The 24,350-nt window shown below is 71.6% G+C and carries 19 protein-coding genes and 1 pseudogene; 12 read left to right on the top strand and 8 right to left on the bottom strand.

Annotated elements, in window-relative coordinates; all coding sequences use genetic code 11:
* Window positions 1-72: 72 nt before the first annotated feature.
* Window positions 73-1,683: an alpha/beta hydrolase gene (locus ACIRPU_RS10350; protein ID WP_403864357.1), complete on the top strand. Its 1,611-nt coding sequence runs from the start codon at window positions 73-75 to the stop codon at window positions 1,681-1,683.
* Here the strand turns inward: ACIRPU_RS10350 and hemQ are convergent, their stop codons facing one another.
* The gene (gene hemQ / locus ACIRPU_RS10345; protein WP_307165903.1) at window positions 1,684-2,415 is read right to left on the bottom strand and encodes a hydrogen peroxide-dependent heme synthase; all 732 of its coding nucleotides are present in this window, start codon (window positions 2,413-2,415) and stop codon (window positions 1,684-1,686) included.
* 5 nt (window positions 2,416-2,420) lie between these two features.
* Window positions 2,421-3,896: a protoporphyrinogen oxidase gene (hemG, locus tag ACIRPU_RS10340; RefSeq protein ID WP_403864353.1), complete on the bottom strand. Its 1,476-nt coding sequence runs from the start codon at window positions 3,894-3,896 to the stop codon at window positions 2,421-2,423.
* A gap of 159 nt (window positions 3,897-4,055) precedes the next feature.
* Here hemG and ACIRPU_RS10335 point away from each other — a divergent pair, with 159 nt between their 5' ends.
* A complete protein-coding gene (locus ACIRPU_RS10335; RefSeq protein ID WP_403864350.1) occupies window positions 4,056-5,117 on the top strand; it encodes a DUF4349 domain-containing protein in 1,062 nt (353 codons plus the stop codon).
* A 27-nt stretch (window positions 5,118-5,144) separates the two neighbouring features.
* Window positions 5,145-6,528 (top strand): annotated as a pseudogene (locus ACIRPU_RS10330) (FAD-dependent oxidoreductase).
* 91 nt (window positions 6,529-6,619) lie between these two features.
* Here ACIRPU_RS10330 and ACIRPU_RS10325 read toward each other — a convergent pair.
* On the bottom strand, window positions 6,620-6,889 hold the full coding sequence (locus ACIRPU_RS10325) for a hypothetical protein (RefSeq protein ID WP_384119625.1): 270 nt from the start codon (window positions 6,887-6,889) through the stop codon (window positions 6,620-6,622).
* Between the two features lie 125 nt (window positions 6,890-7,014).
* Between ACIRPU_RS10325 and ACIRPU_RS10320 the strand changes: the two genes are divergently transcribed.
* A complete protein-coding gene (locus ACIRPU_RS10320; protein ID WP_355707416.1) occupies window positions 7,015-7,827 on the top strand; it encodes a rhomboid family intramembrane serine protease in 813 nt (270 codons plus the stop codon).
* 6 nt (window positions 7,828-7,833) lie between these two features.
* Here ACIRPU_RS10320 and hemE read toward each other — a convergent pair whose 3' ends face one another.
* Window positions 7,834-8,901, bottom strand: a complete 1,068-nt coding sequence (gene hemE, locus ACIRPU_RS10315) for a uroporphyrinogen decarboxylase (protein WP_355707418.1) — start codon at window positions 8,899-8,901, stop codon at window positions 7,834-7,836.
* A gap of 261 nt (window positions 8,902-9,162) precedes the next feature.
* On the opposite strand from hemE, the gene ACIRPU_RS10310 reads away from it, so the two are divergent.
* The 3 genes from ACIRPU_RS10310 to ACIRPU_RS10300 all read left to right on the top strand — a co-directional run bounded on the left by ACIRPU_RS10310 (window position 9,163) and on the right by ACIRPU_RS10300 (window position 12,167).
* Window positions 9,163-9,789, top strand: coding sequence for a DUF3000 domain-containing protein (locus ACIRPU_RS10310; RefSeq protein ID WP_384119617.1), 627 nt, complete (start codon window positions 9,163-9,165; stop codon window positions 9,787-9,789).
* A 242-nt stretch (window positions 9,790-10,031) separates the two neighbouring features.
* Complete coding sequence (locus ACIRPU_RS10305; RefSeq protein WP_351759371.1) at window positions 10,032-10,691, top strand: response regulator transcription factor; 660 nt, start codon at window positions 10,032-10,034, stop codon at window positions 10,689-10,691.
* Window positions 10,692-10,880: 189 nt separating this feature from the next.
* Window positions 10,881-12,167, top strand: a complete 1,287-nt coding sequence (locus ACIRPU_RS10300) for a ribonuclease D (RefSeq protein WP_403864344.1) — start codon at window positions 10,881-10,883, stop codon at window positions 12,165-12,167.
* Window positions 12,168-12,266: 99 nt separating this feature from the next.
* On the opposite strand, the gene ACIRPU_RS10295 is transcribed toward ACIRPU_RS10300, so the two are convergent.
* The 3 genes from ACIRPU_RS10295 to ACIRPU_RS10285 are packed head-to-tail and all read right to left on the bottom strand — an operon-like array spanning window position 12,267 to window position 15,393.
* Window positions 12,267-13,097, bottom strand: a complete 831-nt coding sequence (locus ACIRPU_RS10295) for a carbohydrate ABC transporter permease (protein ID WP_384113722.1) — start codon at window positions 13,095-13,097, stop codon at window positions 12,267-12,269.
* Window positions 13,094-14,074, bottom strand: coding sequence for a carbohydrate ABC transporter permease (locus ACIRPU_RS10290; RefSeq protein WP_403864340.1), 981 nt, complete (start codon window positions 14,072-14,074; stop codon window positions 13,094-13,096). The genes ACIRPU_RS10295 and ACIRPU_RS10290 overlap by 4 nt, the downstream gene beginning before the upstream one ends.
* On the bottom strand, window positions 14,074-15,393 hold the full coding sequence (locus ACIRPU_RS10285) for an extracellular solute-binding protein (RefSeq protein ID WP_403864337.1): 1,320 nt from the start codon (window positions 15,391-15,393) through the stop codon (window positions 14,074-14,076). The genes ACIRPU_RS10290 and ACIRPU_RS10285 overlap by 1 nt, the downstream gene beginning before the upstream one ends.
* A 181-nt stretch (window positions 15,394-15,574) precedes the next feature.
* Here ACIRPU_RS10285 and ACIRPU_RS10280 point away from each other — a divergent pair, with 181 nt between their 5' ends.
* The 4 genes from ACIRPU_RS10280 (at window position 15,575) to ACIRPU_RS10265 (ending at window position 22,615) form a co-directional block, all read left to right on the top strand.
* Window positions 15,575-18,073 carry a glycoside hydrolase family 2 protein gene (locus tag ACIRPU_RS10280; protein WP_403864334.1) on the top strand — a complete coding sequence of 833 codons (2,499 nt, stop codon included), beginning with the start codon at window positions 15,575-15,577 and terminating at the stop codon, window positions 18,071-18,073.
* Window positions 18,070-19,107, top strand: coding sequence for a LacI family DNA-binding transcriptional regulator (locus ACIRPU_RS10275; protein WP_403864331.1), 1,038 nt, complete (start codon window positions 18,070-18,072; stop codon window positions 19,105-19,107). The genes ACIRPU_RS10280 and ACIRPU_RS10275 overlap by 4 nt, the downstream gene beginning before the upstream one ends.
* 158 nt (window positions 19,108-19,265) lie before the next feature.
* Window positions 19,266-20,492 carry an acetyl-CoA C-acyltransferase gene (locus ACIRPU_RS10270; protein WP_355703302.1) on the top strand — a complete coding sequence of 409 codons (1,227 nt, stop codon included), beginning with the start codon at window positions 19,266-19,268 and terminating at the stop codon, window positions 20,490-20,492.
* On the top strand, window positions 20,489-22,615 hold the full coding sequence (locus ACIRPU_RS10265; protein WP_403864328.1) for a 3-hydroxyacyl-CoA dehydrogenase NAD-binding domain-containing protein: 2,127 nt from the start codon (window positions 20,489-20,491) through the stop codon (window positions 22,613-22,615). Before ACIRPU_RS10270 ends, ACIRPU_RS10265 begins: the two co-directional genes overlap by 4 nt.
* A 222-nt stretch (window positions 22,616-22,837) precedes the next feature.
* Here the strand turns inward: ACIRPU_RS10265 and ACIRPU_RS10260 are convergent, their stop codons facing one another.
* Window positions 22,838-23,854 (bottom strand): hypothetical protein, encoded by a 1,017-nt coding sequence (locus ACIRPU_RS10260; protein ID WP_403864325.1) that lies wholly within the window; start codon window positions 23,852-23,854, stop codon window positions 22,838-22,840.
* A gap of 81 nt (window positions 23,855-23,935) precedes the next feature.
* Between ACIRPU_RS10260 and ACIRPU_RS10255 the strand changes: the two genes are divergently transcribed.
* Window positions 23,936-24,307: an NTP pyrophosphohydrolase gene (locus tag ACIRPU_RS10255; RefSeq protein WP_355703316.1), complete on the top strand. Its 372-nt coding sequence runs from the start codon at window positions 23,936-23,938 to the stop codon at window positions 24,305-24,307.
* The last annotated feature ends 43 nt before the right edge of the window (window positions 24,308-24,350 follow it).

Below are 24,350 nucleotides of genomic sequence, written 5' to 3'. Positions count from 1 at the left end.
ACGGTGCTTGCCTTCCCCCACGGTCGAACCAAACATCCCTTCTGTCGCCGCCGTGCACCGAAGGGACACCCGATGAGAGCCGCCGCCCTCCACTCGGCCGCAGGAGCCCTCCTCCTGACCGCCCTCTCCGCCGTCCCGGCGGGCGGCGCCCCGAACGCCGGCGGCCTGCCCGGCTCGGCCGGCGTCGTGCGGGCCGCCGCGCGGGCCGCGGCGAAGGGCGTCGACTTCGGGAACTGCTCCGACGCGCAGGACCTGCCCGGCAGCATGCAGTGCGGCACGGTCTCCGTCCCGCTCGACTACGCGGCCCCGAACGGCCGGCAGATCCGGCTCACCGTAAGCCGGGTGCGGGCCACCCACCGGGATCCGCACAACAGCAAGCACCGGGTGCCCCGGCAGGGCGCGCTGGTCTTCAATCCGGGCGGTCCCGGCGGCTCGGGCCTCTACTTCCCGCTGATCGGGCTGCTGCCGGAGTGGAAACGGATCGGGGCGGCCTACGACCTCGTCGGCTACGACCCGCGCGGGGTCGGCCGTTCGGCGCCGCTGTCCTGTCAGGATCCCAAGCGCTTCTTCAAGGGCCCCGCCCCCGCCCCGGACCACCCCTCGGAGTCGTACAAGCGGGAGCGCATCGCGCAGGCGAAGGCGTACGCGCAGGGGTGTGCGAAGCGGTCGGGCAGCGCACTGCGGCACTACAACTCGCTCAACAACGCCCGTGATCTGGACGTGCTGCGCGCCGCGCTCGGCGAGGAGCGGCTGACGTTCATGGGGGCGTCGTACGGCACCTACTTCGGGGGGGTCTACGCGACGCTGTTCCCCTCCCACGTGCGGCGGATGGTGTTCGACGCGGCCGTGAACCCGGACCCGACGCAGATCTGGTACCGCAACAACCTCGACCAGTCGGCGGCGTTCGAGAGCCGCTGGACGGACTTCCGGGAGTGGGTCGCGAAGCACGACGACGTGTACGGCCTGGGCGGCACGGCGGAGGCGGTGCTGCACAGCTACGAGCGGGCGCGCGCCATGCTGGCCGCGGAGCCGGCCGGCGGGAAGGTGGGCCCGGGGCAGCTCCAGGGCGCGTTCCTCCAGGCCGGGTACTACGACGACTACTGGCCGGCGCGGGCGCAGGCGCTGTCGGAGTATCTGAAGGGCGACCCGAAGCAGCTGATCGCGCAGGCCGGTCCGGTACGGGAGGCCGCCGCGGAGGCGGAGAACGCCAATGCCGTGTACACGGCCGTGGAGTGCAACGACGCGTCCTGGCCGACGGACTGGAGGGTGTGGGACCGCGACAACACGCGGCTGGCGCGCGTCGCGCCGTTCGAGACGTGGGACAACGTGTGGGCGAACCTGCCGTGCGCGTACTGGCCGGCGCCCCGGCAGCAGCCGGTCGACGTGCGGACCGGTCCGGGCGAGCTGCCGCCGACGCTGATCCTGGCCTCCGAACGGGACGCGGCGGCGCCCTACGCCGGGGCGCTGGAGATGCACCGGCGGCTGACGGGCTCGGTGCTGGTGACCGAGCGGGACGCCGGCACGCACGGCATCGCGGGCGGCCCGAACCGGTGCGTCAACGGCCACCTGGAGGCGTACCTGCTGGAGGGCCGGCTCCCGGTGCGGCGCGCGGCCTGCGCACCGCACCCGGAACCCGAGCCGGCGGTCGCCCCCGCGGAGCGCGCCGCCCGGCCGGGGCGCTGATCAGGCGAGGCCCGCGACGAGCTCCGTGAGGTCCTTGCGACGGCCCGTGTAGAACGGGACCTCCTCGCGGACGTGCATGCGGGCCTCCGAGGCGCGCAGGTGGCGCATGAGGTCGACGATGCGGTACAGCTCGTCGGCCTCGAAGGCCAGGAGCCACTCGTAGTCGCCCAGGGAGAACGAGGCGACGGTGTTGGCGCGGACGTCCGGGTAGCCGCGGGCCATCTTGCCGTGGTCGGCGAGCATGCGGCGACGGTCCTCGTCGGGCAGCAGGTACCAGTCGTAGGAGCGCACGAAGGGGTAGACGCTCACGTAGTTGCGGGGCGTCTCGTCGGCGAGGAACGCCGGGATGTGCGAGCGGTTGAACTCGGCGGGGCGGTGCAGCGCCATGTTCGACCACACGGGCTCCAGGGCGCGGCCCAGCCGGGTGCGGCGGAAGAGGTTGTACGCCTCCTGGAGCTGGTCGGCGGTCTCGGCGTGCCACCAGATCATGACGTCGGCGTCGGCGCGCAGGCCGGACACGTCGTACGTGCCGCGGATCGTCACGTCCTTGGCGGCGAGCTGGTCGAACAGCTCCTGGACCTCGTCGGCGTAGCCCGCGCGGTCCTCGGGGAGCACGTCCTTCAGCTTGAAGACGGACCACAGCGTGTAGCGGATGACCTCGTTGAGGTCCTTGGCCAGCTTGCCCTTGTTCGGGACCCTGCCGGACTCGGTGGTGGGGGCGTCGTCGCTCATGGCTCTCATTCTCCCGCTCCGCCGTGCAGACTTTGCACCGGGTTGGCCGCGAGCTCCCGCACGGCGCTCAGGTCGCCGCCGAGCTGGTCCACGGCGGCGTACGCGCTCGCGATGCAGGCCGGGATGCCCACGCCGTCGTACGGGGCGCCGCAGACCGCGAGGCCCGGGAGCTCGGCGACGTGCTCGCGGATGCGGGCCACGCGCGCGTGATGGCCGACCGGGTACTGGGGCAGGCCGTCAGTCCAGCGGGTGACGCGGGTTTCCAGGGGTGCGGCGTCCAGGCCCGTGGCGGCGCGCAGGTCGCGCCGGGAGACGTCGACGAGGCCGGCGTCCTCGCGGCCCAGGATCTCCGTCTCGCCGTACCGCCCCACGGAGGTGCGCAGCACGACCGTGTCCGGGTCCTCGTCGGCGATCCAGCCCCACTTCTGGGAGGCGAAGGTGGACGCCTTGATGGTGCGTCCGTCGACGGGCGGGACGAGGAAACCGCTGCCGTCGGGCAGGACGCCGGCGGTGTCGGCACGCCGGTAGGCGAGGGTGACCAGGGCCATGGAGGCGTACTCGACCGTGCGCAGTGCGGCGGCGGCCTCGGGGGACTCGGCGGCCAGCAGCGCGGCGGCGGCCGGCGCGGGCACGGCGACGACCACGGCGTCGGCGTGCAGCACCCGCTCCCCGGCGGTGACGCGCCAGCCTTCGCCGGGCGCGCGGCGCAGTCCGGTCACGGGTACGCGCGTGTGGATCTCGCCGCCGCGCGCCGCCACGGACTCGGCGACCGCGAGCGGCAGGGAGCCCACACCGCCCTCGACGCCCATGAAGACCGGGCCGGTCCGCGGGTCGGCGACGGCCTTGGCCTGGATCTCGCGGACGGCCTCGGTCAGCGAGGTGTGGGTCCGTGCCGCCTGATAGAGCTGCGGGACGGCGGAGCGCATCGAGATCCGGTAGGCGTCGCCCGCGTACACCCCGCCGAGCAGCGGTTCGATGAGGCGGTCGACGACCTCGCGGCCCAGGCGCGCCGCCACGTACTCCCCGACCGCCACGTCGTCCCCGACCTCGGTGCGGGGCAGGTCCGCGTCGCGCTCGATCCGGGCCAGCCCCTCGTCGGAGAGGAGTCCGGCGAGGGCGGCGGCCGTGCCCGGCACGCCCATGACGTGGCCCTTGGGCATGGGGCGCAGCGCGCCGCGGGTCCAGATCGAGGCCGTCGCGGTGGCCGGCGGCCGCAGGCGGTCGGCCAGGCCCACCTCGCGCGCGAGGGCGACCGCCTCGGGCCGGCGGGCCAGCATCGACTCGGCGCCGAGGTCCACGCGCACGCCCGCGATCTCGCCGGGCAGCAGCTTGCCTCCCACCCGGTCGGAGGCCTCGAGGACGGTCACCCGGGCCCCGCGCCGCAGCAGCCGGTGGGCGGCGGCCAGCCCGGCGATCCCGGCGCCGATGACGACGACGTGCTGCCCCGTGCGGTGGCCCGTGCCCGTACCCGTTGAGCTCATGCGTCCACTCTCTCAGACCCCACCGACACCCCCGTCGGGGCCCGGTGTCCTCCCCGCGTCCCGACCGTGACCTGTTCGGAACCGATCCCCGCCAACGTCCCGGCCCGCCCGGGCGTCCAAGGAACGTCACAGTCGTCACCGTCTCGGGGGTACACCCACATGCGCACACGACGTTCCGCGGAACGCTCCGCACGACGTTCCGCCCGCCCCACCCACGCCCTGGCCGGGATCCTGCTGGCCGCGGCCCTCGCGCTCGCCGGATGCAGCGGCGCGAACGACTCGGGCGCGAACAGCACGGCCGACAAGGCCGCCGTCGGGGAGGCCGGCGCCGGTGACGCGGACGCCGCGCAGGACGCGAAGGAGGGCGCGGGCTCGAGCGGCTCGAAGGCCACCGCCGCCCCGGATCTCACCCTCAACCGCATCATCCGCACCGCCTCCCTGACCGTGCAGGTCAAGGAGGTGCCGAAAGCCCTGGACGAGGCTCGCGCGACCACCGAGAACGCGGGCGGGTACGTCGGCGACGAGACGACCGTGCGGGACGAGGACGGCGCCGAGCGGACCCGGGTGGTGCTGCGGGTGCCGGTCGCGAAGTACGACGACGTCCTCGCCGCTCTCCAGGGCGCGGGCAAGCTCCTGGAGCGCACGGCGAAGGCACAGGACGTCACCGACCAGGTCGTCGACGTCGAGAGCCGCATCGCCTCGCAGCGCGCCAGCGTCGCCCGGGTCCGCGAGCTGATGGACCGGGCCACCAAGCTGAGCGACGTGGTCACCCTGGAGGGTGAGTTGAGCAGCCGGGAGGGCGACCTCGAGGCGCTGCTCGCCCAGCAGGCGTCCCTGAAGGACCGCACGAGCCTGGCGACCGTCACGCTGACCCTGTCCGAGAAGCCGGTCGTCCGGGCCGCCGAGGACGACGACCCGGGGTTCGTGGACGCGGTGGCGGGCGGCTGGGACGCGTTCGTGACGATGCTGCGGTGGATCGCCGTCGTGTTCGGGGCGGCGCTGCCGTTCCTCGCGGTGGGCGTCCTGCTCGTGCTGGCGTGGCTGCGGCTGGTGCGGCCGCGGCGGCGGGCCGCGGAGGCGAGCTGGGCCCGGTTGGGCGTGCCGGGGCAGACCGGAGCCGCACAGGCCGAGGCCGGGCACACCGGAGCCGCACAGGCCGAGGCCGGGCACACCGGAGCCGCACAGGCCGGGAGCGAGACGGGCGAGCCCGGGCAGCACTGAACTGCGAGCCCCCCGTAGCGTGTTCGCATGAGCATCGAGCGACTGGTGGTGATCGGCGGGGACGCCGCGGGCATGTCCGCGGCGTCCCAGGCCCGCCGTCTGAAGGGGCCCGGGGAGCTGGAGATCGTGGCCTTCGAGCGCGGCCACTTCACGTCCTACTCCGCGTGCGGCATCCCATACTGGGTGGGCGGTGACGTCACCGAGCGGGACGATCTGATCGCCCGCACCCCGGCGGAACACCGCGCGCGGGGGATCGACCTGCGGCTGCGCACGGAGGTCACCGAGATCGACGTCGCGGGACGGCGGGTACGCGCGCGTGCGCTGGATTCCGGGGCGGAGTCCTGGACGTCGTACGACAAGCTCGTCATCGCGACGGGGGCCCGCCCGATCCGGCCGGACATGCCGGGCGTGGACGCGCAGGGCGTGCACGGGGTGCAGACCCTGGACGACGGGCAGGCGCTGATCGACACGCTGGCACGCGCGCGTGGGCGGCGGGCCGTGGTCGTGGGGGCGGGCTACATCGGTGTGGAGATGGCCGAGGCGCTCATCAAGCGCGGCTACGAGGTGACGGTCGTCAACCGGGGCAGCGAGCCGATGTCGACCCTGGACCCGGACATGGGGCGGCTGGTGCGCCGGGCCATGGAGGGCCTGGGCATCACGATGGTGAACGACACCGAGGTCACCGCACTGCGCACCGCCGAGGACGGCCACGTTCGGGCGGTGGTCACCGAGGACGCCGAGTACCCCGCGGACGTGGTCGTGCTGGGCATCGGGGTCCGTCCGGAGACCGGGCTCGCGAAGGCCGCGGGCCTGCCTCTGGGCAGTCACGGCGGGCTCCTCACGGATCTGGCGATGCGGGTGCGCGGGCCCCTCGCCGACGGAAGGGTCTGGGCCGGCGGTGACTGCGTCGAGGTCCGGGACCTGGTCTCCGGCCAGGAGCGCCACATCGCCCCTGGGCACCCATGCCAACAAGCACGGCCAGGTCATCGGCGCCAACGTCGGGGGCGGCTACGCCACGTTCCCCGGTGTGGTCGGCACGGCGGTCAGCAAGGTCTGTGATCTGGAGATCGCCCGCACCGGCCTCCGGGAGAAGGACGCGCGTCGCGTCGGCCTCCGGTTCGAAGCGGTCACCATCGAGTCGACCAGCCGCGCCGGCTACTACCCCGGCGCCTCTCCCATGACGGTCAAGATGCTGGCCGAGCGAGCGACGGGCCGTCTGCTGGGCCTCCAGATCGTCGGCCGGGAGGGCGCGGGCAAACGCGTCGACATCGCGGCGGTGGCGTTGATGGCCGGGATGACGGTGGAACAGATGACGGCCCTGGACCTCGGGTACGCGCCGCCGTTCTCACCGGTGTGGGATCCGGTCCTGGTCGCGGCGAGAAAGGCGTCGGCGAAGGTACGCGACTCCTAGCCGGTCGTGGCGCCGGGGCGGCCGGCCCGAGCGGCGCGGGGAGCTGTGCGACCAGCCCCAGCCCCCGCGCACCCGGACTCCGCAACTTTGCTCAAGCGGTTCCACTGAGTCGTGGCAGCGCGGACACGGCCGCGGCGGGCGCCTGTTCGGCGGGCTTGGCATGCGCCGCCGGCGCCGGCCTCGACCGCAGACGGCTGCTGACAGCCTCGTCCAGCGTCACCGGCCGCTGCATCTGCGCAGCGAGCCGCCCGGCCTCCTGGCCGAGCCGTGCCACGTCCTCCCAGGGCAGCCGGATCACCAGGGAGATCTCCGCCTCGCCGTCCGGAGTCGCGTGCATCGGGGCAGTAACTCGGTCGTTCATCGCCTGTTCCTCACGTCGTCCCCGCGGCCCGCCTTCCTCGTGCCGCGAGCGGTTGACGGTTCATACGCGCCCGTGGGGAGCCCCGTTCACCGGTTCGCCGAACGGATCGGGGGCAGTAATTCCTTGTGGTCATCCCCGTCCATGACGTGAATCCCGTGCGCCGCACGCCGGTGGTGACGTACGCCCTCATCGCGGCGAACGTCTTCGTCTTCCTGTTCATGCCCGGCCTGTCCGGCTCCACGGCGGGCGACAGCAGCCTGGCCCAGACGTGTCATCTGCACGCCTTTCTGGAGCACTACGCCGCCGTGCCACGGGAGTTGATCCACCATCAGCTGCCGCAGCTGGTCCCCAGCGGCGATGTGCGGGGCGCGGGCTGCGCGCTCGCCCCGCCGGGCTACGCCAAGTCGCCGGCACTGAGCGTGCTCAGCGCGATGTTCCTGCACGGCGGCTGGCTGCACCTGCTGGGCAACATGCTGTTTCTGCTGATTTTCGGAAACAACATCGAGGACCGCATGGGGCATGTCCGCTTCGCGCTCTTCTACGTCGCCTGCGGCTACGCGGCGTCCTACGGATTCGCCCTGCTCAACGCCGACTCGACCGACCCGCTGATCGGCGCGTCGGGGGCGATCGCGGGGGTGCTGGGCGGATATCTCGTGCTGTATCCGAAGGCCAGGGTGTGGGTGCTCGTCCCGTTCCTGGTGTTTCTGCCGTTGCGGCTGCCGGCCTGGCTGGTGCTGGGTTTCTGGTTCGTGCTCCAGGCGGCGTACTCCTCCGGGGAGGGCGTCTCCGGCGCGGGCACCGTGGCGTACGCGGCGCACGTCGTCGGCTTCCTCGCCGGCATGCTGCTCGCCTGGCCGCTCAAGCCGGGCACTCCCCCGCCGCCGGAGCCGCGCGGTCTGCTGTTCGGCAGACGGGCGCGTCCCCGGCACACCTGGTGAGAGGGTTCAGCGGGCGGTCTGCGTGTGGACGTACTCGACGAGGCGGGTGAGCGCGTCCGGGTCGGTGGACGGCATCACGCCGTGGCCGAGGTTGAAGACGTGGCCCTCGAGGCCGGTGGCCGTGTCGAGGACCTCGCGGGTCTTGGCCTCGACGGCCTCGGCGCCGGCGAACAGCACGGTCGGGTCGAGGTTGCCCTGGAGCGCCTTGCCGGGGCCGACCCGGCGGGCGGCCTCGTCGAGCGGGACGCGCCAGTCGACGCCGACGACGTCCGCTCCGGCCTCGCCCATCAGCCCGAGCAGCTCGCCGGTGCCCACGCCGAAGTGGATGCGCGGGACGCCGTACCCCTCGACCGCGCGGAAGACCTTCGCGGAGGCGGGCAGCACCGAGCGGCGGTAGTCCGTAGGCGCGAGCGCGCCGGCCCAGGAGTCGAAGAGCTGGACGGCGCTGGCGCCCGCCTCGATCTGCACCTTCAGGAAGGCGGACGTGATCTCCGCGAGGCGGTCGAGCAGGTCGGCCCAGAGCTCGGGGTCGCCGTACATCATCGCCTTGGCGTTCTCGTACGTGCGGGACGGGCCGCCCTCGACGAGGTAGCTCGCGAGGGTGAAAGGAGCGCCCGCGAAACCGATGAGGGGGGTGGCGCCGAGTTCGGCGGTCAGCAGGCCGATGGCCTCGGTGACGTAGGAGACGTCCTCGGGGGTGAGGTCGCGCAGCTGGGCGAGGTCGGCGCGGGTGCGGATCGGGTGCTCGACGACCGGGCCGATGCCCGGCTTGATGTCGAGGTCGATGCCGATGGCCTTGAGCGGGACGACGATGTCGCTGAAGTAGATCGCCGCGTCCACGTCGTGCCGGCGCACCGGCTGGAGGGTGATCTCGGTGACCAGCTCGGGCCGCATGCAGGAATCGAGCATCCCGATGCCCTCGCGGACCTTGCGGTACTCGGGCAGTGAGCGCCCGGCCTGCCGCATGAACCACACGGGCGTGTGCGGCACCGGTTCGCGCCTGCACGCCTTCAGGAAGGCACTGTCGTAGGTCGCTGTCGGCTGCCGGCCCGCCGGGCTCTCGTTCGCACTCACGACGGCAAGTCTCGCACGGCGCCGGGGGCGGTGAGGCCGCCCCCTGCCGTGCCCGCGCCCCGCCGCCGCCCCGCCCCCGCCCCGCCTCCGTCCCACCGGTGTCGGGCGCCTCGGGCGTGCGCGGTCCGTGCGCCTGTTCGCCCAGCGCGCACCCGTCCGCGAGCCCCGCACGGGTGTCTTGCCCTGCGCGAAGGCCCCGTTCCCCTTAATCTTCCCCGCATGGCTGCGGCTCAGGGACGACTGTCGGACGGCGCTGGCGGGATGGATGACGCGAACGAGGGGGACCCGGATGGGACCAGGTCGGCTCCACCGCCCTTCCGGGCGGCCGTCGACCAGCTGAGGGCGGCGCGGCTGCGGCCGCAGATCGAGGTGGAGCCGACACCGGCCCCGAAGCGGCTCGCCCCGTTCGCGTACGCGCTGGAGGCGACGGTCGTGGACGGCGACCAGGACCTGGCCGACGGCCGGCTGGTGCTGCTGCACGACCCGGCCGGGCACGACGCCTGGCACGGAACGTTCCGGCTGGTGACCCTCGTCCGGGCCGAACTGGAGCCGGAGATGGCCGCGGACCCGCTGCTGCCGGAGGTGTGCTGGTCGTGGCTGACCGGCGCGCTCCAGGCGCGCGGGCTGACGTACGGCGAGCCGAGCGGGACCGTCACGCGCGCGAGTTCGCACTATTTCGGCGGGCTGGCGGAGCGCCCGGCGACCTCGCAGATCGAGATCAGGGCCTCCTGGACCCCGCGTGAGGGGCTGGGCGGGGTGCCGGAGGCGGGGGCGCACCTGGCGTCCTGGTGCGATCTGCTGGCGCAGGTGGCGGGGCTGCCGCCGGCCGGTCCGGGTGACGCGTCGGTGGTGACGCTGCCGCAGCGCAGGGGGCCCCAGTCGCGTTGACCATCTCTTTGTCGATACGGCCATTTTCGATCCCGTAAGACGCCCACTTAAACCGACTCGATCTTCGGATGATCGATCGCGTGTCCGAATTGCACGTATTGTTACTCACTAGATCGTGATCATTCTCTAAAGGACCCCGGGTTCGCTGCCGAAGACGACTGTGACCTTGAAAGCACGGTTCGTCCCGGCTTCCTCCCCACAAGCCCCGCGAGCCGGCCCCCGTCCCCCACCCAGGAGGCCTGGTGTCCGTTCTCCTCGAGCAGCCCGCAAGCCTGGTCGCCTACCGCCCGAACAAGCCCACCGCCATGGTGGTCGTGGCCGACCCGCGCGTCCGCTCCACCGTCACCCGCCATCTGTGGGCGCTCGGTGTGCGCGACGTCATCGAGGCCTCGTCCATCGCGGAGGCTCGTCCCCGCATCGGCAACCCCCGCGACATCTGCGTCGCCGACGTCCACCTGCCCGACGGCTCCGGCCTCACCCTTCTGTCCGAGACCCGCGCCGCGGGCTGGCCCAACGGGCTGGCCCTCTCCGCCGCCGACGACATCGGCGCCGTGCGCAACGCCCTCGCGGGCGGCGTCAAGGGCTACGTCGTCACCGGCACCCGCACCAACCTCGGCCTCCCCAGCCGACCCGGTGCCGCTCCCATGGGCTCCGCCGCCCGTATGCACCGCCGCCCCCCGGGTGCCCCGAGTCACCCGGGCGGCTACCGCGAGCTCTCCGGCCGCGAGGTCGAGGTGCTGCGACTGGTCGCGGAAGGCCAGTCCAACAAGGCGATCGGCGTCTCCATGGGCCTGTCCGCGCTGACCGTCAAGAGCCACCTCGCCCGCATCGCCCGCAAGCTCGGCACGGGCGACCGCGCCGGCATGGTCGCGGTGGCCCTGCGGACCGGCATCATCCACTGACACCCCACCCGGCACCCGGGGACCTCCCCCGGGAACCCGCACCCCCCGCCCGGCTCCTCCCGACTCTGCCCGGTTTCCTCCCGATCCCTTCCCTGTCGTTCACCGTCCTGACTGGTTTACGACCCTCCGGCACCCGCCGACGGAACGTTCCGTCGGCGGGTGCCGTCCATACACAGATACCCTTGACAGGTGACCGACGCCCAAGAAACCGCAGCAGCCAGTTCACTGCGAACCACCGGAGGCGCCCCTCCGGACGACGGCGGATCAGCTGATTCCGGGGCGCCGACACCTTTGCTCGAACCGCGCGAGGGCATTCCTCCCGTGATCACCGACGAGGCGTCCCTCGCCGAGGTGATCGCCGCCTTCGCCGCCGGCACCGGCCCCGTCGCCGTGGACGCCGAGCGCGCCTCCGGCTACCGCTACGGACAGCGCGCCTATCTGGTGCAGCTGCGGCGCGAGGGCGCGGGCACCGCGCTGATCGACCCCGTGGGCTGCCCCGACCTCTCCGCGCTCGGCGAGGCGCTGTCCGGCGTGGAATGGGTGCTGCACGCGGCCACCCAGGACCTGCCGTGTCTGCGCGAGATAGGCATGGTGCCGACGCGGCTGTTCGACACCGAGCTGGCCGGACGGCTCGCCGGGTTCCCGCGGGTCGGCCTCGGCGCGATGGTCGAGTCAGTACTGGGCTTCGTCCTCGAGAAGGGCCACTCCGCGGTGGACTGGTCCACCCGGCCGCTGCCCGAGCCCTGGCTGCGGTACGCGGCTCTCGACGTCGAGCTCCTGGTCGACCTGCGCGACGCGCTGGAGAAGGAGCTGGACCGGCAGGGCAAGCTGGACTGGGCCCGCCAGGAGTTCGACGCCATCGCGTCCGCCCCGCCGCCCGAGCCCCGCAAGGACCCCTGGCGTCGTACGTCCGGCATGCACAAGGTGCGCCGGCGGCGGCAGCTCGGTGTCGTGCGGGAGCTGTGGCAGACGCGGGACCGGATCGCGCAGCGGCGGGACGTGTCGCCGGGCAAGGTGCTGTCGGACGCGGCCATCGTGGAGGCGGCCCTGTCGCTCCCGGTGAACGTGCAGGCGCTGGCCGCGCTGAACGGATTCGGGCACCGGATGGGCCGGCGCCAGCTGGAGCAGTGGCAGGCGGCGGTCGACCGGGCGAAGGAGCTGAGCGAGTCGCAGCTGCCGCAGCCCGGGCAGCCGGTGGCGGGCCCGCCGCCGCCGCGGGCCTGGGCCGACAAGGACCCCGTGGCGGCGGCACGGCTGTCCGCGGCGCGGACCGCTGTCTCCGCGCTGGCCGAGGAGCTGAACATGCCGCAGGAGAACCTGATCGCTCCGGACGCGGTGCGGCGGGTCTGCTGGGAGCCGCCGGCGGCCGACGAGGAAGCGGTTGCCGATGCGCTCGCGTCGTACGGGGCCCGGCCGTGGCAGGTGGAACAGGTCGCGCCGGTGCTCGCCGCGGCACTGTCCGGTCAGGACGCCTGACCGCCGCGGACCCGTCCGGGGCGCCTGAGGCGTCTGACGTGCCTGAGGCGTCTGAGGCGCCCGAGAACGGGCTGCACGAGGCGCGGGAGCCGCAAGCGGTTACCTCGTCGCTCCTCTCATGAAACCGTTGTAGATGTATTTCTGAAGGGCGAGGAAGACGATCAGTGTCGGCAGGATGACCAACACCGCTCCTGCCGAGATCGTTTCCCAGTGAGCGGCGTAGGGCCCCTTGAAGCGGAACAGGGACGTCGAGATCACGCCAAGATCCTGTGAGGGCATGTAGAGGAAAGGGATGTAGAAGTCGTTGTAGACGGCGATCCCCTTCACGATCACGACCGTCGCTATCGCCGGTTTCAGCAACGGAAAGATGATTTTCCGGTAGATCGTGAAGGCATTGGCTCCGTCGAGGCGGGCGGCCTCGTCCAGGGAGATCGGGATCGAACGCACGAACTGCAGGAAAATGTAGATCGAGACGATGTCCGTACCCATGTAGAGGGCGATCGGGGCCCAGCGGGTGTCGAACATGCCTAGGCTGTGGACGATCTGGAAGGTGGCCACCTGGGTGGTCACCCCGGGAACCAGCGCGGCGACCAGGAACAGGGCGATCACCAGTTTCCGGAAACGGAACGTGAACCGGTCGATCGCGTACGCCGTCATCGACCCGATGAGAACGGTTCCGCCGACCGAGACGACGAGGATGAACGCGGTGTTGCCGAACGCCGTGAGCATGCCGCCGTCCTGGAACGCCGTCACGTAGTTGTGGAAGTTGAACAGGTCGTGCGGCAGGGTGAGCGCCCCACTGCCGTTCGCCGTCTCGTTCTCGGTCTTTAGCGAGGTCAGGAGTACGACGCCCAGCGGGAGCAGGACGACCAGCGTCGCGGCGATCAGCGACACGTACACGAGGGCCCGGGCCACGGTACGGCGTGTCATACGAGGTCCACCCTGTCGTCGGGGACGAGACGTCGCTGCACCCAGGTCACCAGCAGGATGATCAGCAGCAGCACGACCGCCGCCGCCGAGGCGAGCCCCGTCTTGTTGAACTGGAAGGCCAGCTTCACGGTCTGGATCACGAAGGTCTCGGTACCGGTCGCCCCGCCGGTCATGATGTACGGGATCTCGAAGGCCGAGAGAGAACCGGAGACGGACAGGATCACCGTGAGGGTCAGCACCGGCTTGATGCCGGGCAGGATGATGTAGCGGAACTGGTGCCAGCGGCCGGCGCCGTCCAGTTCGGCCGCCTCGTACAACTCCCCCGGGATCGACTGGATCGCGCCGAGGAACAGGACGAAGTTCATACCGAGGTAGCGCCAGATCGACACGCCCGCGAGCGAGACGTTCGCCGAGGCCGGGGTGCCCAGCCAGGCGTGGTCGGTGTGGTAGCCGAAGAGGCCGAGGACCGTGTCGAGGGTGCCGCCGTCCTGGAAGAAGTAGAGGAAGACGAAACCGATTGCCACGCCGTTCACCAGGGACGGGAAGAAGAGCACGCCCTTGAAGAAGTTCCGGAAACGGACGGTGAAACTCAGGATCGTCGCGAAGTAGAGCGCGGCAACGATCTGGATCACCGAGGCAACCAGGTAGTAGCCGCTTACCCAGAAGACCTGGAAGAGGTCCTCCCTGGTGAAGATCTCCGTGTAGTTCTCGGCGCCCGTGTAGTGCAGTTCGGGGCTCACGCCGTCCCAGTCGGTGAAGCTGTAGGCGACCATGTTGGCGATCGGCGCGTAGGTGAAAGTGATCAGCAGCGCGAGCGGGGCGAGCAGGAACAGCCAGGGGGTCACCAGCCGCCAGGTGCGCGCCCGGCGTGGGGCCGGTGCGGGAGCGGCAGGCTTCGAAACCGGTTTCACGGCCTCGGAGTCGGTCTGCTCGCCGCGGTGCGCCGGGGTGTGCGTTCGCGGGTGCGCGTGCGCCATCAGTCGCTCACGTTCGCTTGCGTCTCGGTCCACTTCTCGCCCAGGTCACCGAGGAAGTCGTCCAGGCTGCCCTTCTTGGCGCCGCGTGCGAGATCGACCAGGTCCTGGCGGTACTCCGGCTTGTAGATGCCGACCTCGGACTGGTCGTCGATCAGCTTGACCTTCGCGCCCGCGGAATCGTCCAGCTCGATGAGCTTGACGCCCGCCTCCTCGTACGGCTTCAGCACCTCGGGCATGGCCGCGTCCTTGAGCGGGGAGATCGCCAGGTTGTCCTTGTCGTAGCCGGACTTGTCGGTGAACCAGTCGATCCAGGCGCGGGCCGCCTCCTTGTGCGGGGAGTGGACGTTCACGGCCTGGTTGTAGTCGGGGCCCACGGTCGCGCAGAAGGCGCCGTCCGTCTGGGCGGGAAACGGCATGAAACCGATGTCGTCCGGGTTCACGCCGGCCTTCTTCGCGGCGTCCTGGAACTGGATGATCGCCCAGGTGCCGAGCCACTGGGTGGCGATCTCGCCCTTGGCCGTCCGGGGTTTGGACTCTTCCCAGTTGCTGGTCGTCGGGTCCTTCTCCGCGAGGCCCTGCTTGACGATGTCGTGCAGCAGCGTGTCCCCGACGCGCAGGTCGGAGCCCTCGGCCCAGGGATCGTCCTCGGCGAGCTTCGTGGTCGCCTGCGGGTCGCAGTGGACCGCGCCGTCGACGTACGTCCACGAGGTCAGCGGCCACTGCGCGGCGAAGTTGGTGTAGTACGGGACCGCGTCGGTCTTCGTCTTGATCGCCCTCAGGTCGGCGAGGAACTCGGCCGGGGTGGTGGGCCATTCGGTGACCCCCGCCTCCTTCCAGACCCGCTTGTTGTAGACGAAGCCGGGCATCACGCCGACCGGGCTCTGGCCGTAGACCTTGCCGCCGACGGTGGTGAAGTCGGTGAAGCGGTACTTCTTGCCGCGTTCGGCGGCGGTGCCGAGGGAGGCGAAGAACTTCGGGTAGTCGTCCTTCTTGATGACCGCGGGGATCAGCAGGACATCGCCGTAGTCGTCCGTGTTCATCCGGATCTTGATCTCGGCCTCGTAGTTGGTGAGGGCCTGGAACTCCACCTTGACCTTGGGATAGGTCTTGTTGAACTCGGCGGCGTACTTCTTCATCGTGCCGTCCTGCACGAGGTCGGTGCGCACGGTGAGGACGGTGATGGTTCCGCTGACCTTCGAGGGGTCGTCGGGCGCCTTGGCGTCCGCGCCCTTCGCGCTGCCCCCGGTGCCGGTGCAGCCCGGGAGCAGCAGGGCGGCTCCCGCGACCGTGGCGAGGACCGTGACTGTACGGCGGTTCATGTGCATCACTTCCGTTCTCGGGATGTTCTCGGGACGGACGAGCACGTGCGGGTTGGTCGAGCACGAGCGGGTTGGCTGATTCGGCACTCTGACAGCGCTTTCTCAACCGGTAAAGTCCGATTCCCGCCAACGATGAAGAAATGGCGCTCAGCCGTGGGCTTGACCGGTTTAGGGAGTGCGCATGCTGGAGGCCTCACCGCTCGACGACGGATGGCACCTGCGGCACGAGGGAAAGCTGCTCCCGGCCGTGGTGCCGGGCTGTGTGCACACCGATCTGCTCGCCGCCGGGGTGATCCCGGACCCCTTCCTCGGCCGGGGTGAGGACGAGGTCGCGTGGGTGGGGCGGCGCGAGTGGACGTACGAGAGGGAGCTGTCGGCCGTGCCGTCCGGGCACGAGCAGACCGACCTGGTCTTCGACGGGCTCGACACCGTCGCGGAGATCACCCTGAACGGTCAACTCCTCAGCCAGGTGCGGAACATGCACCGTTCGTACCGCTTCGACGTGACGGGGCTGGAGGGGCCGCTGGCCGTCCGGTTCGTCTCCGCCTACGCCGAGGCGGAGGCCGTCCGCGGCAAGGTCGGCGACCGCCCGGCCGCCTACGCCGAGCCGTATCAGTACCTCCGCAAGATGGCGTGCTCGTTCGGCTGGGACTGGGGGCCCACCCTGGTGACGGCCGGGATCTGGCGGCCGGTACGGGTGGAGCGCTGGTCGACGGCGCGGCTCGCCCGGGTGCGCCCGCTGGTGACCGTCGAGGAGGGCGTCGGGATCGTCGAGCTGCGGGTGGAGGTGGAGCGGACCCGGGTGGAGGCCGGGCTCACGCTGGAGGCCCGGGTGGCGGGGCGGTCGGTGCGCGCCGGGGTGACGGGCACCAGCGGTGTCGTGCGCGTCGAGGTGCCGGACGCTCAGCTGTGGTGGCCGCGTGGATACGGCGGGCAACCGCTCTACGAGGTCGAGCTGACGTTGCATCACGGGAGCACGCCGCTCGATGCGTGGCAGCGGCGCGTCGGATTCCGCGGCGTCGTGCTGGACACCTCCGCGGACGCCCACGGAACCGGTTTCACCCTCGTCGTCAACGGGGAGCGGCTCTTCGCCCGGGGCGTGAACTGGATCCCGGACGATGTGTTTCCGTCCCGGGTGACTCGGGAGCGTTACCGCAAGCGGTTGCGACAGGCGGCCGACGCCGGGGTCGACCTGGTCCGGGTCTGGGGCGGCGGGATCTACGAGAGCGAGGACTTCTACGACGCCTGCGACGAGTTGGGCCTGCTGGTATGGCAGGACTTCCCGTTCGCGTGCGCGGCCTATCCCGAGGAGCAGCCGTTGCGGGGCGAGGTGGAGGCGGAGGCCCGCGAGAACGTCGTACGGCTGATGCCGCATCCGTCGCTCGTGTTGTGGAACGGCAACAACGAGAACCTGTGGGGGTTCAGGGACTGGGGATGGGAGGAGCGGCTCGGCGGGGACTCCTGGGGCGAGGGGTACTACCTGGGCATGCTTCCCCGGGTCGTGTCCGAGTTGGATCCGACGCGGCCGTACACGGCGGGGAGTCCGTGGTCGGGGTCGTGGCGGCACCATCCCAATGACCCGGCGCACGGGACGCATCACTCGTGGGAGGTGTGGAACCGGCGGGACTACGCCGAGTACCGGAGCGAAGTGCCGCGGTTCGTGGCCGAGTTCGGCTGGCAGGCGCCGCCCGCGCTGGCGACTCTGCGGCGGGCGCTGCCGGGCGAGGAGCTCGCGGTGGACTCCCCCGGCATGCTGCACCACCAGAAGGCCGAGGACGGCAACGGCAAGCTGGAGCGCGGTCTCGCCCGTCACTTCACCGTCCCGGACGGGGATTTCGACCGTTGGCACTACCTCACGCAGGTCAATCAGGCGCGCGCCGTGGCGACCGGGATCGAGCACTGGCGGTCGCACTGGCCGGTGTGCGCGGGCACGATCGTCTGGCAGCTCAACGACTGCTGGCCGGTGACCTCCTGGGCGGCGATAGACGGGGACGGGAGGGAGAAACCGCTGTACCACGAGTTGCGGCGGCTCTATGCGGACCGGTTGCTCACCTTTCAAGCGCGGGGTGCCGACCTGGTGTTGGCGGCCGTCAATCAGTCGGCTGAGCCGTGGGCGGGCACGTTGTCGTTGCGGCGGATGTCCGTGGAGGGCGAGGTGATCGGCGCGGCGAGCGTGGAACTGGCGGTCGGCGCCCGGGTGGTGGGCGAGGTACGGGTGCCGGCGGAGCTGGAGCCGGCCGGGGCGAAGGAGTTCCTGGTGGCCGACGCTTCGGGGTCTCCCCGCCCATCGGGATCCCCCCGCCCATCGGGATCCCCCCGCTCATGGGGCTCCCCCGGCACGAGCAGAGCCGAGAGTGGTGGCGAAGCCGAGAGTGGGCGCGAGGCCGAGATCGGCGGAGGGCTGCGGGCCGTTCACTTTCCGGTGCCCGACCGCGAAATCCCGTACAGGGAACCGCGGTTCGAGGTGACCGTGGCGCCGGGGAGTGTCACGGTGACGGCCCACACCCTCGTACGGGATCTGCTGCTCCAGGCCGACCGACTGGGGCCGCGGGCGCGCGCCGACCGGGGGCTCGTGACCTTGCTGCCCGGGGAACGGGTGACCATCGGGGTCGAGGGCTGGGAGACTCCGGACGTCGCCGCCGCCCGGGCCGCGCTGTACTGCCAGGAGCCCGCTCGATGACAGCGTCCCCGTCGCCCCGCGTCACCATCAAGGAGGTCGCGGCGCGCGCCGGTGTGTCCAAGGGCGCCGTGTCGCTCGCCTTCAACCGCAAGCCGGGGCTGTCGGAGGCGACCCGGGACCGGATCTTCGCGGCGGCGCGGGAGTTGGGCTGGGAGCCGAACCTCACGGCACGCTCGCTGTCGAGTTCGCGGGTGGACGTGGTGGGGCTCGCGATCTGCCGGCCGGCGCGGATGCTGGGCCTGGAACCGTTCTACATGGAGTTCGTCTCGGGGGTGGAGAGCGTGCTGACCGAGCACTCCTGTTCGCTGCTGCTGAGGCTGGTGCGCACCGTCGAGGAGGAAGCGGGGCTCTTGGAGTCGTGGTGGCGGGGGCGGCAGATCGGCGGCTCGATCCTGGTCGACTTCCGGGCCGACGACCCCCGGGTGGCGGCGGCCGAGCGGCTCGGGATGCCCGTGGTCGCGGTGGGGCACCCCGCCCTGACCGGGAGCCTGCCGTCGGTGTGGACCGACGACGCGACGGCGGTGACGGAGGCGGTGCGCTACCTGGCGGCGCTCGGGCACCGGCGGATCGCGCGGGTGGGGGGCGCGGCCGCGCTCGGGCACACCGTGATGCGGACCGCTGCCTTCGACGCGGCGGCGCGGACTCTGGGGCTGGCCGGGGCGTGGCAGGTCGCCACGGACTACTCCGGGGAGGCGGGGGCGCGGGCGACCCGGTCGATGCTGACCGCCGCCCCGGCGGACCGGCCGACGGCAATCGTTTACGACAACGACATCATGGCGGTGGCCGGGCTGGCCGTCGCCGCCGAGATGGGGCTCGGGGTGCCGGGCGACGTCTCCCTCCTCGCCTGGGACGACTCCCAGCTGTGCCGGCTCACTCATCCGACGCTCTCCGCGATGAGCCATGACGTGCACGGATTCGGCGCGGAGGCGGCACGGACGCTGTTCGGCGTGATCACCGGGTCGGGTCCCGGATCGCACCCGGTGCCGACGCCCGTGCTGACACCGCGGGGCTCGACGGCGCCGCCGCGGGGCTGAGTGCGAGGGTGACCTCGGACCCGTTCCGGGTGTGACGTTCGCCGCTTGGCCCTCCGGGACTGGGCAGCTACGTTACCCACAAGTAGCATGGGTACTGAGCGCGCGCTCAGCGCTTGCGTGCCGCAGCAGTGCCATCCCGCACCTGGAGGAGAGCCATCGTGCCTCGTACCGTCAGGGACGTCGTCTTCGTCGACGGCGTCCGTACCCCGTTCGGCAAGGCGGGCCCGAAGGGCATCTACCACGAGACCCGGGCCGACGACCTCGTCGTGAAGGCGATCCGGGAGCTGCTGCGCCGCAACCCCGGTCTCGACCCGAAGAAGATCGACGAGGTCGCCATCGCCGCGACCACGCAGATCGGCGACCAGGGCCTGACCATCGGCCGCACCGCCGGCATCCTGGCCGGTCTGCCGACCTCCGTGCCCGGTTACTCCATCGACCGCATGTGCGCGGGCGCCCTGACGGCCGTCACCGCGGTCGCCGGCTCCGTCGCCTTCGGCGCCTACGACATCGCCATCGCCGGCGGCGTCGAGCACATGGGCCGGCACCCGATGGGCGAGGGCGTGGACCCCAACCCCCGGTTCGTCAGCGAGAAGCTGGTCGACGAGTCCGCCCTGTTCATGGGCATGACCGCCGAGAACCTGCACGACCGCTACCCGCAGATCACCAAGCAGCGCGCCGACGAGTACGCCGTGCGCTCGCAGGAGAAGGCCGCCAAGGCCTACGCGAACGGCAAGATCCAGGCCGACCTGGTGCCGGTCTCGGTCCGCCGCACCAACCCGGACGCCGGTGAGACGGGCTGGGGCCTGGTCACCGCCGACGAGCCGATGCGCCCGGGAACGACGCTGGAAAACCTTTCTGGTCTCAAGACCCCGTTCCGGGTCCACGGCCGGGTCACGGCCGGTAACGCGGCCGGTCTGAACGACGGCGCAACCGCTTCCCTCATCGCGTCCGAGGACTTCGCCCGCGAGAACAACCTGCCGGTCAAGATGCGCCTCGTCTCGTACTCCTTCGCGGGTGTCGAGCCGGAGGTCATGGGCTACGGCCCGATCCCGGCCACGGAGAAGGCGCTGGCCCAGGCCGGTCTGTCCATCTCCGACATCGGCCTCTTCGAGGTCAACGAGGCCTTCGCCGTCCAGGTCCTGGCCTTCCTCGAGCACTACGGCATCGCGGACGACGACGAGCGCGTCAACCAGTACGGCGGCGCGATCGCCTTCGGTCACCCGCTGGCCTCCTCCGGCGTCCGCCTGATGACGCAGCTGGCCCGCCAGTTCGAGGAGCAGCCCGACGTCCGCTACGGCCTGACCACCATGTGCGTCGGCTTCGGCATGGGCGCCACCGTCATCTGGGAGAACCCGCACTTCGAGGCCGCCGGAGGCGACAAGTGAGCACCACCGAACTCCTGAAGGGCGCGGCCGAGCTGTTCCCGGACGAGGTAGTCACCCAGGCGCACGTCCGTCATCTGGACCTGCCCTACGGCGCGGGGCGCTTCGCCCTGATCACGCTGGACAACGGTTTCGACCACACCAAGCCGACCACCTTCGGCCCGCAGTCCCTCGCGAACCTCGACTCCGCGATCGACCAGGTGGAGAAGGAGGCCGCGGCCGGCGAGATCGTCGGTATCGGCGTCACCGGCAAGCCGTTCATCTTCGCCGTCGGCGCGGACCTCAAGGGCGTCGAGCTCCTCAAGGAGCACAAGGACGCGCTCGCCATCGGCAAGGGCGGTCACGAGGTCTTCAAGCGCCTGTCGGGCCTCGCGGTCCCGACGTTCGCGTACTACAACGGTGCGGCCATGGGCGGCGGCGTCGAGGTCGGTCTGCACTGCGCGTACCGCACCGTTTCGAAGGCGCTTCCCGCGTTTTCCCTCCCCGAGGTGTTCCTCGGCCTGGTACCCGGCTGGGGCGGCTGCACCCTGCTGCCGAACCTGATCGGCGCCGACAAGGCCGTCTCGGTGATCATCGAGAACAGCCTCAACCAGAACAAGCAGCTCAAGGGCCAGCAGGTCTTCGACCTGGGGATCGCCGACGCGATCTTCGAGGGCGCGGACTTCCTGGAGCAGTCGCTGATCTGGACGGCGAACGTCCTCAAGGGCGACGTCGAGGTCGAGCGCCCGGTGATCGACCGCGGTGAGGCCTGGGACCAGGCCGTCGCGCGCGGCCGGTTCGTCGCGGACAGCAAGGTGCACGGCGCGGCCCCGGCCGCCTACCGCGCCCTCGACATCATCGCCGCCGCCAAGAACGGCGACCTTCAGCAGGGCTACGACGCCGAGGACGTCGCGCTCGCCGACCTGATCATGGGTGGCGAACTGCGCGCCGGCATCTACGCGTTCAACCTGGTGCAGAAGCGTGGCAAGCGCCCGGCCGGCGCCCCGGACAAGTCCCTGGCGCGTCCGGTCACCAAGGTCGGCGTCGTGGGCGCGGGCCTGATGGCCTCGCAGCTCGCGCTGCTGTTCCTGCGCCGTCTCGAAGTGCCGGTCGTGCTGACCGACATCGACCAGGAGCGCGTCGACAAGGGTGTGGGCTACGTCCACGCCGAGATCGAGAAGCTGCTCGGCAAGGGCCGCATCAACCAGGACAAGGCCAACCGCCTGAAGGCCCTGGTGACCGGTGTGCTGGACAAGGCCGAGGGGTTCGCCGACGCGGACTTCGTCATCGAGGCCGTGTTCGAGGAGATCGGCGTCAAGCAGCAGGTGTTCGCGGAGGTCGAGGCGGTCGCCCCGGCGCACGCGATTTTCGCCACGAACACCTCCTCGCTGTCGGTCTCCGAGATGGCGTCGAAGCTGAAGAACCCCGAGCGGGTCGTGGGCTTCCACTTCTTCAACCCGGTCGCGATCCTGCCGCTCCTGGAGATCGTCCGGGGCGAGCAGACCGACGACGCCTCGCTGGCCACCGCCTTCGCCGTCGCCAAGAAGCTGAAGAAGACGGCGGTCCTGGTGAAGGACGCTCCGGCGTTCGTCGTGAACCGCATTCTCACCCGTTTCATGGGCGAGGTGCAGAACGTCATCGACGAGGGCACCCCGGTCGAGGTGGCGGAAAAGGCGGTGGAACCGCTCGGCCTGCCGATGTCCCCGCTGGTGCTCCTCGAGCTGGTCGGTCCGGCGATCGGTCTGCACGTCTCGGAAACGCTTAACCGCGCGTTCCCGGACCGTTTCACGGTCTCCCCGAACCTCGCGGCCGTCGTCAAGGCCGGCAAGCGCGGCTTCTACGTCTACGACAGCGGCAAGCCCGAGCTGGACCCCGAGGTCTCCGCGCTCCTGAAGCAGGGCGACACCGTCCTGACCGAGGAGCAGGTGCGGGCGCGCGTCCTGGACGCCGTGGCCCAGGAGATCGGCCTCATGCTCGACGAGGGTGTCGTCGCCGAGGCTCAGGACATCGACCTCTGCCTGATCACGGGCGCCGGCTGGCCCTTCCACCTGGGCGGCATCACGCCGTACCTGGACCGCGAGGGCGTCTCCGAGCGCGTGAACGGCAAGAAGTTCCTGGCGCCGGGCCTGGCCTCGGTTCCGGCGTAACCGTCGTCACCGCTACAGCCGTCCGGCGTCCTCGGACGTGAAGAGGGCCTCCGCCACCGGCGGAGGCCCTCTTTTCCTGCGTTCCAGCCGCCCTGTCGGGCCCCGGCGACCAGCCCGCCTCCGGTTCGGCGTCCTCGGCCTCCGATACGGCGATACGGCGATACGGCGATGCAAGTGGGCGTACCGCCTATCGCGGCGGACGCGTCACCCGGTCGTTCCGCGTCACACCGTCCGCCAGGCCATCAGGGCCAGGCCGGGCTCGTCCTTGCGGCGGGTGAGCTGGAGCAGGCCGGTCGACGGGGACAGGGCCGCGGCGACCACCCGTTCCTCGTGGTCCTTGGCGAGCGCCACCACGGCGTCGGCGGGCAGTTGAGGACCCGATTCGGCCCACCAGGCGCCCGCCGACTCCCGTTCGGTCGGATACGCCGCGAAGGCGACCCGGCCGCTCGCGGAGCGCTGGGCGAGCAACGTGCAGTCGTGACCGTCGAGTTCGGTGCGGATCGCGGCGACCGGGCCGGGGCCGGCGGCGGCGAGCACGGAGACGGGCTCGGTGCCGGGACGCCACGCGCACACGTCACCGGAGTCGTCGGTGTAGAAGAGCGTGGTGTGCTCCGGGGAGGTGGCCAACGCCCGCAGGGTGCGGGGTCGGACCGGTGTCTTGAGGGGCTCCTGGAGCACCGGCTGGGCGCCCGGCGTCTCCTGGCGCCAGTGCAGGATCCCGCCGGAGACGGCCGCGTACGCCTGGACGCAGCCGGACTCCCCCGTCACCGCGATCGGCGGCCCCTCGACGCCCTGTCCCTTCAGGTCGCGCCACGGGTCCCAGCCGCCCTTCTCCTTCTGGGCGACCATGCACAGTCCCGTGCCGATGTTGCGGGCGAAGACGTGCGCGCGTCCCTGGGCGTCCACCGCGACGGCGGGCGTGCCGGTGCGGTCGCCCTTCTTGTTGGGATGGCCGATGGGTGTCCAGTCCAGGGCGGCGAGGTGCGGCCGGAAGTGCGCGGAGTGCACCAGGCCCGCCTCCCCCTTCACCGTGGGCCGCCAGGAGGCCAGATGGGCGTAGCCGTCGGCGCCCTGGCCGACGGCCGGGTCCGGATACACCTTCTGGTCGCCGCCCACCCTGCGTGGGGCCTCCCAGGGCCCGCCCGGGGTACGTTCCGCCCGGCACAGGACGGCGTCGTCCGACATCAGATAGACACCGAGCCGCCCGTCGCGGCCGCGTATGAGCCAGTCGCCGTTCACCCGATCACTTTATGTCGGACCCTTGGCGGCGCCTGCGCGAGGGTCACACCCGGGGGGGGTCGTCCGTGCGACGCTGGGCCCATGGACGACAACGCCGCGCTGCTCGTGATCGTCGACGCCGCGAACGTCGTCGGGTCGGTGCCCGACGGATGGTGGCGGGACCGGCGCGGGGCCGCGGAGCGCCTGCGCGACCGGCTGGCCGTGGACGGGCTGCGGGGGCACGAGGGGCCCCAGGAGATCGTCCTCGTCGTGGAGGGCGCGGCCCGCGGGGTGGAGCCGGTGCCCGGCGTCCGGGTGGAGGCGGCGCCCGGCAGCGGGGACGACCGTGTCGTCGAGCTGGTCGCCGGATCCGCGGGGCGCTCCCGCCTGGTGGTCACGGCCGACCGCGAGCTGCGCCGCCGGGTGACGGAGCTGGGCGCGGACGTGACGGGACCGCGCTCGGTACGGGACTGAAGCGGCCCGCCGCCGATGCGGCAGGGCACCGGAGCCGGCCCCG

The organism is Streptomyces sp. NPDC102259 (assembly GCF_044766465.1).
Lineage (GTDB): Bacteria > Actinomycetota > Actinomycetes > Streptomycetales > Streptomycetaceae > Streptomyces.
Note: the sequence above shows the minus strand (reverse complement) of the source record. Positions and strands in the feature narration are given on the sequence as shown.

Bases quoted from the DNA above. Each gene is read 5' to 3' on its own strand.
- ACIRPU_RS10350 (WP_403864357.1), top strand. From the start codon at position 73: ATGAGAGCCGCCGCCCTCCACTCGGCCGCAGGAGCCCTCCTCCTGACC.
- hemQ (WP_307165903.1), bottom strand. From the start codon at position 2,415: ATGAGCGACGACGCCCCCACCACCGAGTCCGGCAGGGTCCCGAACAAG.
- hemG (WP_403864353.1), bottom strand. From the start codon at position 3,896: ATGAGCTCAACGGGTACGGGCACGGGCCACCGCACGGGGCAGCACGTC.
- ACIRPU_RS10335 (WP_403864350.1), top strand. From the start codon at position 4,056: ATGCGCACACGACGTTCCGCGGAACGCTCCGCACGACGTTCCGCCCGC.
- ACIRPU_RS10325 (WP_384119625.1), bottom strand. From the start codon at position 6,889: ATGAACGACCGAGTTACTGCCCCGATGCACGCGACTCCGGACGGCGAG.
- ACIRPU_RS10310 (WP_384119617.1), top strand. From the start codon at position 9,163: ATGGATGACGCGAACGAGGGGGACCCGGATGGGACCAGGTCGGCTCCA.
- ACIRPU_RS10295 (WP_384113722.1), bottom strand. From the start codon at position 13,097: ATGACACGCCGTACCGTGGCCCGGGCCCTCGTGTACGTGTCGCTGATC.
- ACIRPU_RS10290 (WP_403864340.1), bottom strand. From the start codon at position 14,074: ATGGCGCACGCGCACCCGCGAACGCACACCCCGGCGCACCGCGGCGAG.
- ACIRPU_RS10285 (WP_403864337.1), bottom strand. From the start codon at position 15,393: ATGAACCGCCGTACAGTCACGGTCCTCGCCACGGTCGCGGGAGCCGCC.
- ACIRPU_RS10280 (WP_403864334.1), top strand. From the start codon at position 15,575: ATGCTGGAGGCCTCACCGCTCGACGACGGATGGCACCTGCGGCACGAG.
- ACIRPU_RS10275 (WP_403864331.1), top strand. From the start codon at position 18,070: ATGACAGCGTCCCCGTCGCCCCGCGTCACCATCAAGGAGGTCGCGGCG.
- ACIRPU_RS10255 (WP_355703316.1), top strand. From the start codon at position 23,936: ATGGACGACAACGCCGCGCTGCTCGTGATCGTCGACGCCGCGAACGTC.